The sequence below is a fragment of the Acinetobacter sp. XS-4 genome (assembly GCF_023920705.1).
GTDB lineage: Bacteria > Pseudomonadota > Gammaproteobacteria > Pseudomonadales > Moraxellaceae > Acinetobacter.
In genome coordinates this window covers 1,478,544-1,492,811 of the sequence record NZ_CP094657.1, presented here as the reverse complement: position 1 = coordinate 1,492,811, position 14,268 = coordinate 1,478,544, and the positions used below count along the sequence as shown (strand labels likewise).

General features: G+C 35.3%; 19 protein-coding genes. 7 read left to right on the top strand and 12 right to left on the bottom strand.

Annotated elements, in window-relative coordinates; all coding sequences use genetic code 11:
- The first annotated feature begins 190 nt into the window (after positions 1-190).
- Entirely contained in the window at positions 191-1,045 is an 855-nt protein-coding gene (locus tag MMY79_RS06970; RefSeq protein ID WP_252612673.1) for a DMT family transporter, read from the top strand.
- A gap of 53 nt (positions 1,046-1,098) precedes the next feature.
- Here the strand turns inward: MMY79_RS06970 and MMY79_RS06965 are convergent, their stop codons facing one another.
- A complete protein-coding gene (locus MMY79_RS06965; RefSeq protein ID WP_252612672.1) occupies positions 1,099-1,362 on the bottom strand; it encodes a hypothetical protein in 264 nt (87 codons plus the stop codon).
- 614 nt (positions 1,363-1,976) lie between these two features.
- Positions 1,977-2,291 carry a helix-turn-helix domain-containing protein gene (locus tag MMY79_RS06960; protein ID WP_004791654.1) on the bottom strand — a complete coding sequence of 105 codons (315 nt, stop codon included), beginning with the start codon at positions 2,289-2,291 and terminating at the stop codon, positions 1,977-1,979.
- A gap of 110 nt (positions 2,292-2,401) precedes the next feature.
- Here MMY79_RS06960 and MMY79_RS06955 point away from each other — a divergent pair, with 110 nt between their 5' ends.
- Positions 2,402-2,818 carry a carboxymuconolactone decarboxylase family protein gene (locus MMY79_RS06955; RefSeq protein WP_004791652.1) on the top strand — a complete coding sequence of 139 codons (417 nt, stop codon included), beginning with the start codon at positions 2,402-2,404 and terminating at the stop codon, positions 2,816-2,818.
- An 84-nt stretch (positions 2,819-2,902) separates the two neighbouring features.
- Here the strand turns inward: MMY79_RS06955 and MMY79_RS06950 are convergent, their stop codons facing one another.
- The 6 genes from MMY79_RS06950 to MMY79_RS06925 all read right to left on the bottom strand — a co-directional run bounded on the left by MMY79_RS06950 (position 2,903) and on the right by MMY79_RS06925 (position 5,801).
- A complete protein-coding gene (locus MMY79_RS06950; protein ID WP_252612671.1) occupies positions 2,903-3,475 on the bottom strand; it encodes a lysozyme in 573 nt (190 codons plus the stop codon).
- A gap of 15 nt (positions 3,476-3,490) precedes the next feature.
- Positions 3,491-4,000, bottom strand: coding sequence for a hotdog fold domain-containing protein (locus MMY79_RS06945; RefSeq protein WP_252612670.1), 510 nt, complete (start codon positions 3,998-4,000; stop codon positions 3,491-3,493).
- A 184-nt stretch (positions 4,001-4,184) separates the two neighbouring features.
- Positions 4,185-4,385 (bottom strand): hypothetical protein, encoded by a 201-nt coding sequence (locus tag MMY79_RS06940; RefSeq protein WP_004791647.1) that lies wholly within the window; start codon positions 4,383-4,385, stop codon positions 4,185-4,187.
- Positions 4,386-4,492: 107 nt separating this feature from the next.
- Positions 4,493-4,762, bottom strand: a complete 270-nt coding sequence (locus tag MMY79_RS06935) for a hypothetical protein (protein ID WP_252612669.1) — start codon at positions 4,760-4,762, stop codon at positions 4,493-4,495.
- Between the two features lie 291 nt (positions 4,763-5,053).
- Entirely contained in the window at positions 5,054-5,428 is a 375-nt protein-coding gene (locus MMY79_RS06930) for a TonB C-terminal domain-containing protein (RefSeq protein WP_252612668.1), read from the bottom strand.
- Positions 5,429-5,576: 148 nt separating this feature from the next.
- Positions 5,577-5,801: a hypothetical protein gene (locus tag MMY79_RS06925; protein WP_252612667.1), complete on the bottom strand. Its 225-nt coding sequence runs from the start codon at positions 5,799-5,801 to the stop codon at positions 5,577-5,579.
- Between the two features lie 254 nt (positions 5,802-6,055).
- Here MMY79_RS06925 and MMY79_RS06920 point away from each other — a divergent pair, with 254 nt between their 5' ends.
- Positions 6,056-6,778 (top strand): type 1 glutamine amidotransferase, encoded by a 723-nt coding sequence (locus tag MMY79_RS06920; protein WP_252612666.1) that lies wholly within the window; start codon positions 6,056-6,058, stop codon positions 6,776-6,778.
- 112 nt (positions 6,779-6,890) lie between these two features.
- Entirely contained in the window at positions 6,891-7,412 is a 522-nt protein-coding gene (locus MMY79_RS06915; RefSeq protein WP_252612665.1) for a hypothetical protein, read from the top strand.
- 33 nt (positions 7,413-7,445) lie between these two features.
- Here MMY79_RS06915 and MMY79_RS06910 read toward each other — a convergent pair whose 3' ends face one another.
- Entirely contained in the window at positions 7,446-7,895 is a 450-nt protein-coding gene (locus tag MMY79_RS06910) for a carboxymuconolactone decarboxylase family protein (RefSeq protein WP_252612664.1), read from the bottom strand.
- Positions 7,896-7,918: 23 nt separating this feature from the next.
- A complete protein-coding gene (locus MMY79_RS06905; RefSeq protein WP_252612663.1) occupies positions 7,919-8,335 on the bottom strand; it encodes a cupin domain-containing protein in 417 nt (138 codons plus the stop codon).
- Positions 8,336-8,433: 98 nt separating this feature from the next.
- Between MMY79_RS06905 and MMY79_RS06900 the strand changes: the two genes are divergently transcribed.
- Positions 8,434-9,849, top strand: a complete 1,416-nt coding sequence (locus MMY79_RS06900) for a PLP-dependent aminotransferase family protein (protein ID WP_252612662.1) — start codon at positions 8,434-8,436, stop codon at positions 9,847-9,849.
- A gap of 146 nt (positions 9,850-9,995) precedes the next feature.
- On the top strand, positions 9,996-12,188 hold the full coding sequence (locus MMY79_RS06895) for a TonB-dependent siderophore receptor (protein WP_252612661.1): 2,193 nt from the start codon (positions 9,996-9,998) through the stop codon (positions 12,186-12,188).
- A gap of 68 nt (positions 12,189-12,256) precedes the next feature.
- Here MMY79_RS06895 and MMY79_RS06890 read toward each other — a convergent pair whose 3' ends face one another.
- Positions 12,257-12,808 carry a TetR/AcrR family transcriptional regulator gene (locus MMY79_RS06890; RefSeq protein WP_252612660.1) on the bottom strand — a complete coding sequence of 184 codons (552 nt, stop codon included), beginning with the start codon at positions 12,806-12,808 and terminating at the stop codon, positions 12,257-12,259.
- 686 nt (positions 12,809-13,494) lie between these two features.
- On the opposite strand from MMY79_RS06890, the gene MMY79_RS06885 reads away from it, so the two are divergent.
- Entirely contained in the window at positions 13,495-13,830 is a 336-nt protein-coding gene (locus MMY79_RS06885) for a hypothetical protein (RefSeq protein ID WP_252612659.1), read from the top strand.
- An 81-nt stretch (positions 13,831-13,911) separates the two neighbouring features.
- On the opposite strand, the gene MMY79_RS06880 is transcribed toward MMY79_RS06885, so the two are convergent.
- A complete protein-coding gene (locus MMY79_RS06880; RefSeq protein ID WP_252612658.1) occupies positions 13,912-14,184 on the bottom strand; it encodes a hypothetical protein in 273 nt (90 codons plus the stop codon).
- Positions 14,185-14,268 lie beyond the last annotated feature (84 nt).

The following is a 14,268-nucleotide window of genomic DNA, read 5'->3' as shown; positions in this document are numbered from 1 at the left end:
AAAAGAATTATGCGCTTTTCTTTATTTATTCTCTCTTTCATACTGAATTTAGAAGAAGTTAAAACAATTCATTTATCTGAAAGAAACTATCTGTGAATTGATTAATGTCTCAATAACACGTTAATAGCGACACCTACTAACAATTTCATCACTTCGTATTTCTTAGATATACGCACTAGGAGGAGGTTTTATGCGCCTAAATAAACAGATGCTTGCATCACAAAGTGCGACATCTATTTTCGTTTTACTTTGGGGAAGTGCTGCAATTTTTACTCGTTGGGGACTAGATAATGCCTCGCCAATGGCATTATTAATTCTACGCTTTTCTACCGCTTTGATTGTTCTTTCACTACTGGCTATTTTTAGAAAAAGACTCTTACCCAAACATGGAACCCGAAAGCAAGTTCTGCTTACTGGACTGCTTATGATTGCAGGTTATTCAATTTGCTATTTTAAAGCGATGGCTCATGGAGTTACTCCAGGCTTAATGGCTACAATCATGGGAATACAACCCATTTTGACGCTTTGCCTTCTAGAAAAGAATTTACAAAAAGAAAGACTATTCGGTTTATGCATTGCTTTAGCTGGGCTTATTCTTTTAGTCTGGAAAAGCCTGACGATGTCGTTTATAGCTCCAATCGGGATACTCTTTGCTTTGACAGCCCTCATCTGTATAACTTTTGGTGCCATCATGCAAAAGAACATTCAGCAAGCCCCTACAGATGTCTTACCGCTACAATATATAGTTAGTCTTGTGGTCTGCCTGTTTATAGTTCCGTTTGAACATTTTGAAGTAACGTGGAATTCACAACTGATTATTTCAGTCTTATTTCTTGGAATTTTAATTTCTGTAGTTGCGCAGCTTTTACTTTACCGGCTTTTAAGTCAGGGCAATATTGTCAATGTGACAAGCCTATTCTATTTAGTCCCTGTCGTTACTGCACTTCTAGATTTTCTAATTTTAAAAAATAAGTTGCCAGTTGCAGGTTTAATCGGAATGATTGCGATTCTGCTAGGCTTAATGCTTGTATTTAAAAAGAAATAACTCATACAAACAATCTAAAACCCTCGACTGAGGGTCTTAGATTGAGTAAAAATTTAATCTAAATTTTTCCAGTCTGTCCCAATTTGAGCTAATGCTGGAAGTTCATCACTATTAAAAACATTAGAATTTTGGTCAATAGCAAATCGATAGATGGGCATAGAATCAGCTTCAGTTTTCTTAAAAAATCTGAAATTTTCAGTAGGGTGATAATTGCCAGCCTCTGTAGATTTCACTGTTGTTCCTGACGGTATATGAATATAACTTTCACACGCGACTTCAACATTATTTCCAGCAAGATCTTGGTAAGAAAATTTCATGTTTTAATCCTTTTTAAATTTTTATGATTGAGAAAAACTTAACATGCTATCTGGCTAGATTATTGAAACTTTTTTCAACTAATTGTTTAAGTGTGTAGATTTCGTTAAAACTAGAATAAGTGCTAAAGATAAAAATTACGTTTTTCAATATTTCTTACCCAATATTAAGTATCTTCCAAACACTTGGGTTAGGCCATCGAAAGACGATATGAGTAATTAAGATGTTTTAAATAACTATTCGAAATGTTTTCTTCTTTGTTGCTCCAATTTCAGATATACTGAACTTAGTATGAGATGAGCCTTATATAGTTCATTGCTAGATCAATGAACGACTAAGCCCTTCGCTTTCGAGCAAGGGCTTTTTTAATGCCTATAATTTGAGAAAGCTCATACTTATATGAACTGTCTGGTCGACCATTGGTTTGCCTTTATAGAGCAGGTCTGTTAGATTGGTCTTGTTCACCAACTCCTATTGTTGATGAATACTGAAGCCTGATTCGTAGCATCAGGCTTTTTTTATACCTAAAATTTATATAAATGATCCTATGAAAATGGGCACATACGATCTCGGTGTGATCTAAAACACATTAAATAAAACTATAAAACAAACCTCATTATCTTACTTTTAGCCAAGTTCCCACTTCTTTTAGTACATCAACTAAACCATTTAATTTCTTGCCATCTTCCGTTAATGAGTACTCAACTTTAACAGGAACTTCTGCAAAAACTTCTCTGTTAATAAACCCTTCTTCTTCAAGAAAACGTAATTCTAAAGTTAACATTCTTTGAGAAATATTAGGTATTGCGCGTCTTAGCTCATTAAAGCGCATAGGTCTTTCGATGAGAAATGAAATAATTAACATTCTCCAGCGACCACCCAATACTGTCATTGCTTCTTCTACAGAACAGCCAGAAATATTATCTTTCATTGATTAATTAGGTATAAAAAATATACCTATATAACAAAATAGTGCCTAATTTACAATCTATACCTAGTAGTAAATAATAGTTTTTTATCACAAAAAGCTTGGTCTATATTATGGAATATAAAGAAGTTGCTAAAAAAACGATTAATCATTTGTACTCAGCACATGCATCTATTCGTACATCAGGCATCGACCCTCAAATCATTGCTTTAGCTGAGTTATATGTGTCACAAATCAACGGCTGTGCTTACTGCTGCGCTTTTCATGCTCAGGAATTAAGAGATATGGGAGTAAGCCAAGAAGTCATTGATAAAATTCCGGGCTATAAACATTCGAATGCCTTTTCAAAGAAGCAGCTTCTGGCTCTTGAACTTGCGGAGGCAGTCACTTTTCTATCTGACAAAATTGAAACTGTAAAAGCTCATTTAACTGAATATTTTAGTGAAAGAGAGATTGTAGAGTTGACGACCAGCATTTCGCTCATGGGGGCTTTAAACCGACTTAGAATCACTTTAGGCGATAAGAGTTAATCCATTCAACTTGTATATGGAAAAGCCCTGACTATTTGGGGCTTTTCATGATTTTTTGATAAAGTTTAATAAAAATTGAAAGCACTATTTTGACGATAAAAATAATTTCTTTTCGATTGCACGGCGATTCACCAGCCCCTGCAACCGCTTACCACCAGCATTGACCCAGACATCAAACTGGTTTGCAGCCTCTTTGTAATCACCTAAATTTAACTTTTTGAGTAAGGTCGAGTTTTTAAAAGCCCCTACTCCAATGTTATAAGTCAAAGAAACTAATGCATCGAATTGGCTTTGTTTTAAAGGCATCTTTACAGCACTATTTACTGCACGCTCAAATATCTTTAAATCATGCTGCATATAAGCTTTAGCCTGTTCAAGTGTGCATCGGTCTCCTTCACTTACACGCTGGCCATTAGGATATCGTGTCGTGCCATATCCAATAGTCCATACCCCAGTACCATCGTCATAAGCACTAAGTTTTAATCCTTCAAAATTACAAATTAGGTTTACACCTTCTAAACTAAGAGACATCTCATCAACAGCGACACCTATCAATTCATCACCATGATCGATTGCTGTAGCAATCTGATCCGTTGCTGCATCTTGCTGAGGCTTAGCAGTAAAAAATTTGCTGAGATAATCCAATATTTTTTGCATTTAATGCCCTGTTATTTACTTTTTCTCTGTAACCCAAAGCGTAATATACCCTTGAACTACAGGCTGTCCATCAGCTCTATAAGCGTTAATTTTTACTTGCATATCTCCAACTTTCCACTCCTCATCAATTGTTGCTACTAATTTAATATCAGAATCTGCCTTAGCTACGTAATTTACGCTCATACCTTTGGGTAACCATCTTAAGTGTTGAGGTACTGATGCTTCAGCTAACACACCCATCACAAATTCCAATCCATTACATATGGCAATAACGTGTACCGTGCCAATATGATTTTCGATTGATTTATTTTTTTTGATTGAGGCTTCGCACACGTTTAAATCTAATTTTTGAATCATTGGATTTACGGTCTGAAAATATGGAGCAACTCGACTAACAACCTTTGATAATAGCGTTAATCCGCCTGGTAAATTTTTCAAAGTCTTAAACGCGAGCAGAACATCATTGACCGGTGGAACTGCTTTATTTTTGATTTTGTTGGTAAATGTAGAAATATAATGACTCATAGTTTTACTTCAATTCGAGAATAAATCATTCAATAAATATATATGTACCCACTTCTACACTCATTGCTTAGTTTTCAATTTTTTGAGTCATTAATGATAATGATTAAATAACCTCGAACGTACCGTGCTGTTTGACTAGAAATCCCAAATATTAAAAATGCCCAATATTGAATTGGGCTTTAATTTATTCTTCAATTTCGATGGGATCACCATCTTCAGGGCGAATGTGACGCTCACCATCATCGGCAGGATCTACACTCGAACCATCTTTGGTAATGCTGTTATACAACTCATCCTCTTTTTTATCATCGATAAATTCTTCATCGGCAAAATCTAGAGGTTCTTCATCATCGTCAAAATTTAAGGGTTTTTCTTCATCAATCATGAGATTCATCCTTTACTTAACTTGTGTCATTCCATGCTTAAATAATTAACGACTACATTCAACACCAAACAATCATCATTTGTGTAACTGACACTTTAAGATACGTTTTAGTTTTTGTTATTTTCAAGATGGTTCAAAATACTACTCATTTTTAAAAGTAAGTAACCAAACAGTAGCCCATTAAATATAATAAAAAGACCAACTGTAACCATCTCTTTAGACCAGACTTGAATAATGTCTAAATTATCATTTCTTGTTTCAACTTGCCCATATGACAAAATAAAGGCTACTCCTAAAACAACTCCAAATAGAATCACACCCCACGCGACAGTCGAGGTTGCCTTACTTTCACTACGAGGTTTGTTTGCTTCACTCATACTTTTTCTTGTCACATTTAAAGGCTCATGTGAATTTTTTATATTAATTTAATGTCTATTTAAAGTTTTGTTTCTGTTATGTTTTGATAGCAATGTAACTAATTTTTATATTTTGTTTACCTATCCATAAACAGTCTTATTTTTTCTCTAGAATGGTCTGTTACTTTTACTTTTAAAGAAAGTTTTTATACCGATTCAATTGACTACTTCCGCTGTTTTATAAGACTAGAGAGCGAATTTATAGACATCAACAGTTTTTAAATTCGCCTCTCATGCTTAAGAAAAACTTACTTATTTAGCCTGAAATTTCATATTGAATCTTCTTGCTTGCTTTCTTACTTCCGGATTCGAAGGCAAAGCAAATGGGCTTGCACGCCAGATTGCTTTTTCAATACTTGTTTTAAATTTTTGTTCTTCTTTATCTAAAAAGATGATTTGTTCAATTTCTCCAGTGTCTGTTAAAAATACTTTAACGCTTGCACTCATACCTGTAGAAGACTTTGGAATATCCCATATTTTATAAATTTTCTTTTGATATTGTTTTTTATATTTTTCAGCCTCTGAAGTAATTTTATTATCAGCCACTTGAACAGAAGTAACCTGTTTGTGGCCAGTCGCACACCCAACTAACAAAAATAAAGAAGCAATAATAGTGAAATTTTTCATTTAAAATACCTTTTTTCAACAATTAAAATTTAACAGTTTAAATTTCAAAAAACCACCCGAAGGTGGTATTAATCATTGATTATCCCTAGCCAGCAAAGGCAGTAGGCCATCCTGATCTACCTTTATTTAAATTAATATTTATTTTCCCTTAAAAAGGGACTTCGTAACGAAAATTCATATTTGAATTCTCTGGAATATTATGGACATCTTGATCGGTAAAAATTCCGTGTTCAAGTGTTTTAAAACTATTAAATGCTTTATTCACTGGAACATTCGGAGCGTTATTTAAATAATTTTCTTGAGAATTATATGGAGATGAAGTACAGCCAATCAGCCCAAAACCCAATAAAGATATAAGTAGAAATGTCTTCATAAATTTTGACTACCGTTATAAAAGCCACACAACTTAACAAATTGAACAGCTATTGTCACACCAAAACTATTTAGAAATACTTAATAATAAATTTATAAGACCATTATTAATAAAATGAGTAACTCTCTTTAAATCATGTAAAAATTCATACATCTGGACCATATAACTTTTAAAAACTGGATGTATTAGATAAAGCACACTGCTCTTAATCTATCCTCGATTTATAACGAATATCTATCATTTCGAGGACTATCATGCGGCTACATTTTATTGTTCATGAAGATTTTGAAGCACCTGGTGCGTATGAAATATGGGGCAAGAATAATAATTTCAAAATTACCTATTCAAGAGTGTTTTTAAATGAAGCTTTACCATCTTCTGCTGAAGATATAGATTTTCTTATTGTAATGGGTGGCCCACAAGATCCAGATACTACACTAGAGATGTGCCCTCACTTTAATTCATTAGCTGAACAATCAATCATTAGAAAAGCCATTGAAGCAAATAAAGTTGTTATCGGGGTATGTCTAGGATCTCAATTGATAGGTGAAGCCTTAGGTGCCAAATTCGAGCATAGCCCTGAAAGAGAAATTGGAAAATTTCCAATTATGCTTACAGAATATGGCATAACAAACTCTAAGTTTTCACACTTAGGAAAAATGACCGAAGTTGGGCATTGGCATAATGATATGCCGGGTTTAACTCTCAACTCAAAAATTATCGCTTTTAGTGCAGGTTGCCCAAGACAAATTATTGAATATTCAAAATTAGTTTATGGATTACAATGTCACATGGAGTTAACTCCAGAAGTTGTTGAGTTGCTGATTCAACATTCAGAAGCCGAATTAAATCAGGCTCACAATTATAAATTCGTGAATAGTCGTGAAGAATTAAGAAATCACGACTACCAAGAAATGAACCAAAACCTCTTTATTTTTCTGGATAAATTGAAAGAAGAATACTCAAAACAACATTAAAATAATGAGTGTAAAAGCCTTCTTAACTTGGCTTTTACACTCATCTATAGATCTTATTATTTACTAGATGTTCAAATTCACTCAAAATTCAACCTTTAAAAATTAAACTTTAATGTTACAATACAGTAATTTACTCAATTTCAATTGGAATTCAAAAGAAATGAATAGATTGTTATTAATTTTTTTATCTTTAAATATTAGTCTTTTTTCTCCCTTAGCTTTTTCTGAAACAAACACATTTCAAATGAAACAAGAATATAACCAAGGTCAATTTAATCAGCATAAAAGCATGCTTGTAGCAAACGCGAGTTCTCAAGATTATAAATTTAATGGACAACCAAAAGACTTTTCTAATTCTGGCACCAATCATCAAAATGTAGATTTTTTTGAAATTGCAAAACAATATCAAGAAAAGGAAGCTAAGCCGTCCTACTCTACTGAAGAAACAGTAAATATGAGTGATCATGAGCGGAGTCTTTACTACATCAGAAATCATGATAATGTGAATATTCAAAGAGAAATTCATGGTCAGCAGTTTAAATCGCTAAAACAACAGCGAGATAAAGGCGTGATTTCGAATGATGTATATAAAGAAAAGGTCTACAAAATCTTAAGCCAACCTTCTTTTAAATAAGTTAGAAGCCCTCGCTTGAGGGCTTTTTGAATATTACTTAGCAGCTTGTGGAGTATTTCTAAAACTAATTGCCATACGGTTATATGCATTCATCAAGCTAATGGCTATCGTCAAATCAACCAGTTCTTTTTCATCAAATACAGAATGAGCAAGTTGATAAACATCATCAGGTACTCCAGTAGTAGAGACTTTGGTTACTGACTCAGCCCAAGCTAAAGCTGCTCTCTCCCGTTCATCAAAAAGATGTCCACCTTCTTGCCAAGCCTGAACTAAAGCTAGTTTCTCGATGGTAACACCTTTCTTAATTAAGTCTCTGGTATGCATGTCCAGACAGTATGCGCAATTATTAATTTGCGATATACGTAGATAAACCAACTCTACTAATTCTGGTGATAAACCACTTTGCACTACATAGCTATAGACACCACCTAGAGCTTTAACACCCGCTGGAGCGACCTGATTATAATCAATACGTTGAACCATAATAAACACCTATTTACTTTCAATTATTTTACTGGGGTAACTAATTCTTTATCATCAGTATCTACAACAAATACTGCCAATAACTTTGCTGGTTTGGTCTTACTTACATTACGACTAATAGAATGAACTGCTCCTGGCTCTTCAAACCAGCTCTGACCTGCCTGATAAATTTTTGGCTTCTCATTATTCACTTTAGACTCAATACTTCCCTCAACTACATAGGCATATATAAAAGATGATTTCGCATGTGTATGAGGAATAGAAGCACCACCAGGTGGATAATCGACTTCTAATGCAATAAGCGACTTACCCGGTATATTTGGAATTGCGTGTTCAAAATTAGGTTTAACTTTTTCTACTGGCTCATGTGCCATAGACGGTGCAATACATGCAAGCATTAGACCTAAACTTAAAAAGAATCTTTTTTTGATCATTTCCATTCAAATTAAACCTACATAAAGATAGGGAGTTGTTTTTATTTTATAGATCCGTAGTATAAATTCATGAACCAAAAATGCATTAAAAGGCTGTACCACGCATGTACCAGCAGCTCAAAATTAATTTAGATCGCAAATTAAAAACACCATTAACAGAACAAATACGCTTTGGAATTGAACAAGCCATTATTTCTGGAACGCTACAACTCGGTGATCGTTTACCCTCATGGATCGATTTAGCCAGTCAACTCGGTGTTTCTAGAGGTACTGTAAAAGTTGCATATGAAAGGCTTGCCGATGGTCAATTTATCATTGCGTCTAGATCGCAAGGTACACGGGTTGCCTACCAAGCAATTAAACCAATCTCTACTCAAGAAGGTCATCAAAATAGTTCGTTTACACAGATGTATTTAGATATGACATCTATACATGGCATTTTCCAATTAGGTGTTCCCTCAAAAGAAATCTTTCCTGCAAAGTTATTTTCAAAAATTAGATCAAGTTCTGTGCGTAATGAGTCAAGTGGGTGGCCAAGCTACCCTGACGCTCGGGGTGAATATGGTCTTCGCCGAGAAATTGCTGCTTATTTAGCTTTATCGAGAGGAATTCAATGTACTCCTGACCAAGTATTTATTACTTCTGGTTTCTCTGGTGGACTGGGCCTTACATTACATGTTCTGGGATTAAGTGGGAAAAAGGCATGGGTTGAAGATCCGGGCTTCCCTTTTTCCAAACATGCACTTGAGGTTGGAAGAATGCAAACATATCCAATTCCCGTTGATAAAGATGGGATAGATGTTGAGTTTGGAATAAAAAATGTACCGAATGCCTCTCTTGCGTTAGTCACGCCGGGACAGCAAGCACCTTTAGGAATGTCTCTTTCTTTGGCCAGACGATTAAAATTACTTGATTGGGCTAACCAGAATGGAGGCTGGATTATTGAAGATGATTATTTAGGAGAATTACAATTAGATGGTCGAGCAGCGCCTGCCTTATTTTCATTAGATACTGCCGGAAGAGTTATTCATTTGGGAAGCTTTAGCAAAACGATCAGCCCCAAATTGCGAATTGGATTTGCAGTGGTGCCTTTTCACATGATTAATCATTTTGCAGAAACGACAGCAACATTAGCACCAGCTCCGTCTCCATCATTACAACATTCAATTCAAGAGTTTATGCATGAGGGACATTTTTTAAGACATTTAAGACGAACAAAAAGAACTTATAACGCTCAGCGTGATGAATTAATAAAGTGTTTAAAAAGTTTTAATCTTCAAACATATACGGCTGGCTTATCAGTTCTTATTAATTTGCCATCCTCGTTATCTGATCAAAAAATTGCAAATGAAACATTAGCTTTCAATCTGGCTCCCTCTCCATTATCGCTTTGGTATCAAGACCCTCAAAATGCTGTTTCAGGTTTAATGCTAGGGGTTGCAACATCGCCCATATCAAAGGTAAATCAGTCCTGTGAAAAGTTAGTGGAAATCATCGAACAACATAAAGGTCAGGTATAGGAGTTCTATTCTATACTTCTACTTTTAACACCCATTTATTTTAGAAATTGTTTAAAATTCCGAGAAAAAATAGACCAATTTATAAAATTTTGTTACTTTTTCGCTATAATGATTATAATTATCGTTTAGGATTTCGATACATCAACATGGACCGCTCAACCTCTCTTTCACTCCCAAATTTCAAGTTCAAAGTTTCTACGCTGAGCTATGTAATCGGACTAGCTTGTACTTATTTAGCACTTCCTGCATATGCTGAAGATACAACCACTAGCGCATTACCGACCATCACCATTAAGGCACAAGGTAACTGGTTAGAAGAAGCAAATGCTGAAACTGTTCACAAGCATGCTGGTGCTCGAACTATTGTTGACCGCAAACGTTTGGATGAAACTGCTGCAACTTCAATAAGAGAGGCTTTAAAACAAATTCCTGGAGTTCAAGCTCAAGATAGTAGTGGAACAGGTGGTAGTGATGTTTCACTCAATATTGGTGTCCGTGGGTTAGCATCTCGCCTATCACCTCGCTCAACAGTTTTATTAGATGGCGTTCCGCTTTCATTTGCACCTTATGGCCAGCCACAATTATCTTTAGCACCTGTTTCAATTGGTAATATTGAGTCAGTCGACGTAGTGCGTGGTGCTGGATCTGTTCGTTTTGGGCCTCAAAACGTAGGTGGAATTATTAACTTTGCGACCCGATCAATTCCTCAAGATTTTAGTGGAACTGTTAGCCTAACTTCAGAATATGCTTCTGGCACTGACCAAGTAAAGTTCAGCCCTAATCTATTTGTAGGGGGAACTTTAGACAATGGATTAGGCCTTGCCCTCTTGTACTCAGGGAGTAAAGGAAACAACTATCGAGAAGCAAATAACAAAATTGATATCGATGATGTAATGTTAAAGTCTGCTTATCAATTTAATGATAAAGACTCGGTCGCTTTAAATCTGCATCATTATGAAGGTCGAGGCGAAATGCCAGAGGGTTTAACTCAAGCCCAATACGCAGAAAATCCTTATCAATCTTCTGGTGAAAAAAACTATTTTGCAGGTCGACGTACTGATGTCTCTTTACGTTATAACCATAAAGATGAAAAAAATAACTTCGAAGTTCTGAGCTATTACATTGATTCTTTCCGCACAAGTAATCTTGAGACTGTGTTAGCGAGTGGTGACAAGCGCCTCGACTCTGCTCCACGCGACTACAAGGTCTATGCAATTGAACCACGTTACTCTCGTATTTATGAACTTGGTAATACTCAAAATGAAGTAACGGTAGGCTATCGCTACTTAAAAGAAGAAAGTTCTGAGTTTGCCGGTCGTACCGCATCTTATGCAGCAGATTCATCAGCTCCAGATTTTGCTCCACGTAGCAGTAGCGAAGGTGGTACTAAAGCGCATGCGGTATATGTCGACAACCGTATGGAGCTCGGCCGCTGGACGATTACACCGGGCGTTCGATTCGAATCAATTGAAACCCATAATAGCTTCAGTGGCTATGACAAAAATGGGATAGCGAATACAGTTTATCCAAAAATTGATTCAGACGAATTTTTACCAAGCTTGTCTGTGATGTACTCAGCAAATGAAAATTGGAATATATTTGCAAACGCTGGTGTATCTTTTGGTCCACAGCAATACAGCCAATTAGCACGTCTTGAAGGAACAACCGCAACGGCTACAACCGAAGGTTTACATCCTGAAAAATCGAATAACTATGAAATCGGAACCAAATATCTAGGTAATGGTTTAAATGCTGAATTTACTGTGTTCTATCTAGACTTTGATAAAGAACTTTCATTGGTCCGTGATGCCGGTAATAACGGAATCTGGACTGACTTAGGGGCAACCAGCCATAAAGGTATCGAAACTGGTATTAGCTATGATTTCGGTCAATTAACAGATGCATTAGAAGGCTTAAAAGTATATGGCAACTATACTTTCACCAAAGCAGTCGCCGAAGCAGGTCAATTTAAAGATAAAGACTTACCATTTTACTCGCGTCATGTCGGTAATATTGGATTAGGTTATACCGTGGATAAATGGTCATTAAATGCTGATATGTTTGCGCAGTCAAAGCAGCATTCACCAGATCTTCCTGATAGTAATGTCTATCAAACAGAAGAAACTGCTGATGGTAAATATGGCGATATTCCGGGTTATACCACTTTTGCGCTACGTACCTCTTATGACTTAAGTTCACAAGTTAAAGGTTTAAAAATCGCTGGTGGAATCAAAAACGTCTTTGATAAGCAATATTTTACGCGCTCAACAGACTCTACTGGTGGTAAGTATGTAGGACTGCCGCGTACTTTCTATCTACAAACCTCTTTTGACTTTTAAAACTCAATCAAATTAAAGAAAAGCCCTCTTCTGAGGGCTTTTTTATAAGTATTAAACTTCTACTCAACCTAAGCGAGCATCGACATAAAATATTCTAATAACTTATCTCTTTCATCGATCTTATTTGCACTTAAAAGTTGAACCATTGCTCCATCAATCACAAACAAAAACATGTAGGCATCTTCAAGTGTAGCAGTAACTTTTACGGTTAAAATCAGCTTATAAATTTCTTTAATGAACCAATTTCGATAGTCAATCACGAGTTTATAGGCAGTTGGATAAAGCTTTTCAATTTCAAAAATGGCTTTAAATGGCAATCGATAAAAGCCATCTAAGTTCGCATGTAAGAAATAGATTTTCTTGAACTTATCGAACACCATAAGTTCATGGTACGAATGAATAATCAAAAATACCTCATGTTTTAATGCATCTGTTTGAAAAGTTAAGCTCATCTGAATGAGCCTTTCTTTGGAGTGAAAGTAATTATAAAAAGTGGCTTTGGGAATTTTGGCTTCCTCAACAATTCGGTCAACTCCGATGTAAAACCCATGTTGATTAAATAAATCTTTTGCAGCGTGGAGCACGCGTAATGCTCTAAATGAAGATTCTAAATTTGGCATAGATATACCGTTTAAAATAATTTTTTGTTGTATATAAATGAGATAAAAATGCTGTCACTCTTAAAATGAGTGCTAAAAACAGGTATGCAAAAGCGGCACAAAAAAGGTGTGCTCGCCTATCTCAGGTTTATTGTTGCTATGATTTTTAGTCGTAATGATCTAGAGGTTAAAACCTATAGTCGATTAAACCTTTTTAAAGACCGTTTAAATGATATGAATAAAGAAATTTTGGCAAAGGCCAATAAAGAAGAAATAGTACGCATCTGCGAACTCCTAGATGAAATAGAAGTTCTGCCAAATCACTGCTAAATGATTATGGTGGCAGAACGAAGAAGGGTTAGCAGACCAGTCATCTAGGAACCGGCACGCCCGAGGGCGTCCCTCCTCCGTCCTACCGCTACGAAGGGAGACGAACGAGTTCGACACCAAAAAATTGCTTTTTTGATGTCCTAGATGAAAACGGTCTGCTAAAACCGACTGGCAATGTGGCCAGCAGGCAAAGAATAATCGTAGAGGTTTTGAGTGTCAATGTGATATTGGCTAGAAAATGGTTAAATAATTATTGTTTTTCATTGGATTAGAATATTTAATTACTTTGTTAAAAATTCATTATTAGCTCGTCTTTAGTTAATATGAACTACAACTTAATTATATATTTCATCAACTACTTTAAAATAAGGATAATTATGTTAGACCTAGACGAAATGAATGGGAATTTTTTTAATTTTGATCATGTAGATACATTCAAAATAGAACATGATCCTATAATGAATTGCTACAACCTTATTTTAATTCTATCTAAGGATTTACATGATCCTTCAGCCCCAAAACTCAATGTATGCTTTTACTATATTTCAGATTTAAGTCTGAATGATAGTTTTAGAAATAATTTTCAACAATTCCCTTCTTTAATTATCGAAAAGCACAAAAATCAGTGGGATAATGTTAATTATGAAATCAGACAAGTGGAAGATGAAGACTTAAGTTTCAAATGCAAGAGTTTTACTGCTTTCTTAAGTTAATCCCTTATTGGATCCTCAAAGAGCACTGTTTAACCATACTTACTAAAACAGTGCTCTTTACTCTTTTATATATTTACTCTTTTACTTATCTGACATGTTCATCATTTTAGAATGATCCATTTGAGACATATCTGCCATATTGCCATGCTCATGCTGCATATGGCCTTGCTGCATTTTTCCATCATTCTTCATGCTACAAGGTTTTGTGCATTTTTCTTGTGCCTTCAAATTTGTCTTAATTTCCGCATTCACAGACGTTGTTTGTTTTGCATCTTCTGCCCAAGACTGGGTTCCAGTGATTAAAGCACCAACACACATAAGCGTTGTTAAACTACGGCGAAATAGAGTTTTCATTTTTAGATCCAAAAATTAACTTTATCTAAATACCCTATAGGCTTCCAATGGACATCTAAGTGACCTGAAAATGACATTTTTGTA

Bases quoted from the DNA above. Each gene is read 5' to 3' on its own strand.
- MMY79_RS06970 (WP_252612673.1), top strand. From the start codon at position 191: ATGCGCCTAAATAAACAGATGCTTGCATCACAAAGTGCGACATCTATT.
- MMY79_RS06965 (WP_252612672.1), bottom strand. From the start codon at position 1,362: ATGAAATTTTCTTACCAAGATCTTGCTGGAAATAATGTTGAAGTCGCG.
- MMY79_RS06960 (WP_004791654.1), bottom strand. From the start codon at position 2,291: ATGAAAGATAATATTTCTGGCTGTTCTGTAGAAGAAGCAATGACAGTA.
- MMY79_RS06955 (WP_004791652.1), top strand. From the start codon at position 2,402: ATGGAATATAAAGAAGTTGCTAAAAAAACGATTAATCATTTGTACTCA.
- MMY79_RS06950 (WP_252612671.1), bottom strand. From the start codon at position 3,475: ATGCAAAAAATATTGGATTATCTCAGCAAATTTTTTACTGCTAAGCCT.
- MMY79_RS06945 (WP_252612670.1), bottom strand. From the start codon at position 4,000: ATGAGTCATTATATTTCTACATTTACCAACAAAATCAAAAATAAAGCA.
- MMY79_RS06940 (WP_004791647.1), bottom strand. From the start codon at position 4,385: ATGATTGATGAAGAAAAACCCTTAAATTTTGACGATGATGAAGAACCT.
- MMY79_RS06935 (WP_252612669.1), bottom strand. From the start codon at position 4,762: ATGAGTGAAGCAAACAAACCTCGTAGTGAAAGTAAGGCAACCTCGACT.
- MMY79_RS06930 (WP_252612668.1), bottom strand. From the start codon at position 5,428: ATGAAAAATTTCACTATTATTGCTTCTTTATTTTTGTTAGTTGGGTGT.
- MMY79_RS06925 (WP_252612667.1), bottom strand. From the start codon at position 5,801: ATGAAGACATTTCTACTTATATCTTTATTGGGTTTTGGGCTGATTGGC.
- MMY79_RS06920 (WP_252612666.1), top strand. From the start codon at position 6,056: ATGCGGCTACATTTTATTGTTCATGAAGATTTTGAAGCACCTGGTGCG.
- MMY79_RS06915 (WP_252612665.1), top strand. From the start codon at position 6,891: ATGTTACAATACAGTAATTTACTCAATTTCAATTGGAATTCAAAAGAA.
- MMY79_RS06910 (WP_252612664.1), bottom strand. From the start codon at position 7,895: ATGGTTCAACGTATTGATTATAATCAGGTCGCTCCAGCGGGTGTTAAA.
- MMY79_RS06905 (WP_252612663.1), bottom strand. From the start codon at position 8,335: ATGGAAATGATCAAAAAAAGATTCTTTTTAAGTTTAGGTCTAATGCTT.
- MMY79_RS06900 (WP_252612662.1), top strand. From the start codon at position 8,434: ATGTACCAGCAGCTCAAAATTAATTTAGATCGCAAATTAAAAACACCA.
- MMY79_RS06895 (WP_252612661.1), top strand. From the start codon at position 9,996: ATGGACCGCTCAACCTCTCTTTCACTCCCAAATTTCAAGTTCAAAGTT.
- MMY79_RS06890 (WP_252612660.1), bottom strand. From the start codon at position 12,808: ATGCCAAATTTAGAATCTTCATTTAGAGCATTACGCGTGCTCCACGCT.
- MMY79_RS06885 (WP_252612659.1), top strand. From the start codon at position 13,495: ATGTTAGACCTAGACGAAATGAATGGGAATTTTTTTAATTTTGATCAT.
- MMY79_RS06880 (WP_252612658.1), bottom strand. From the start codon at position 14,184: ATGAAAACTCTATTTCGCCGTAGTTTAACAACGCTTATGTGTGTTGGT.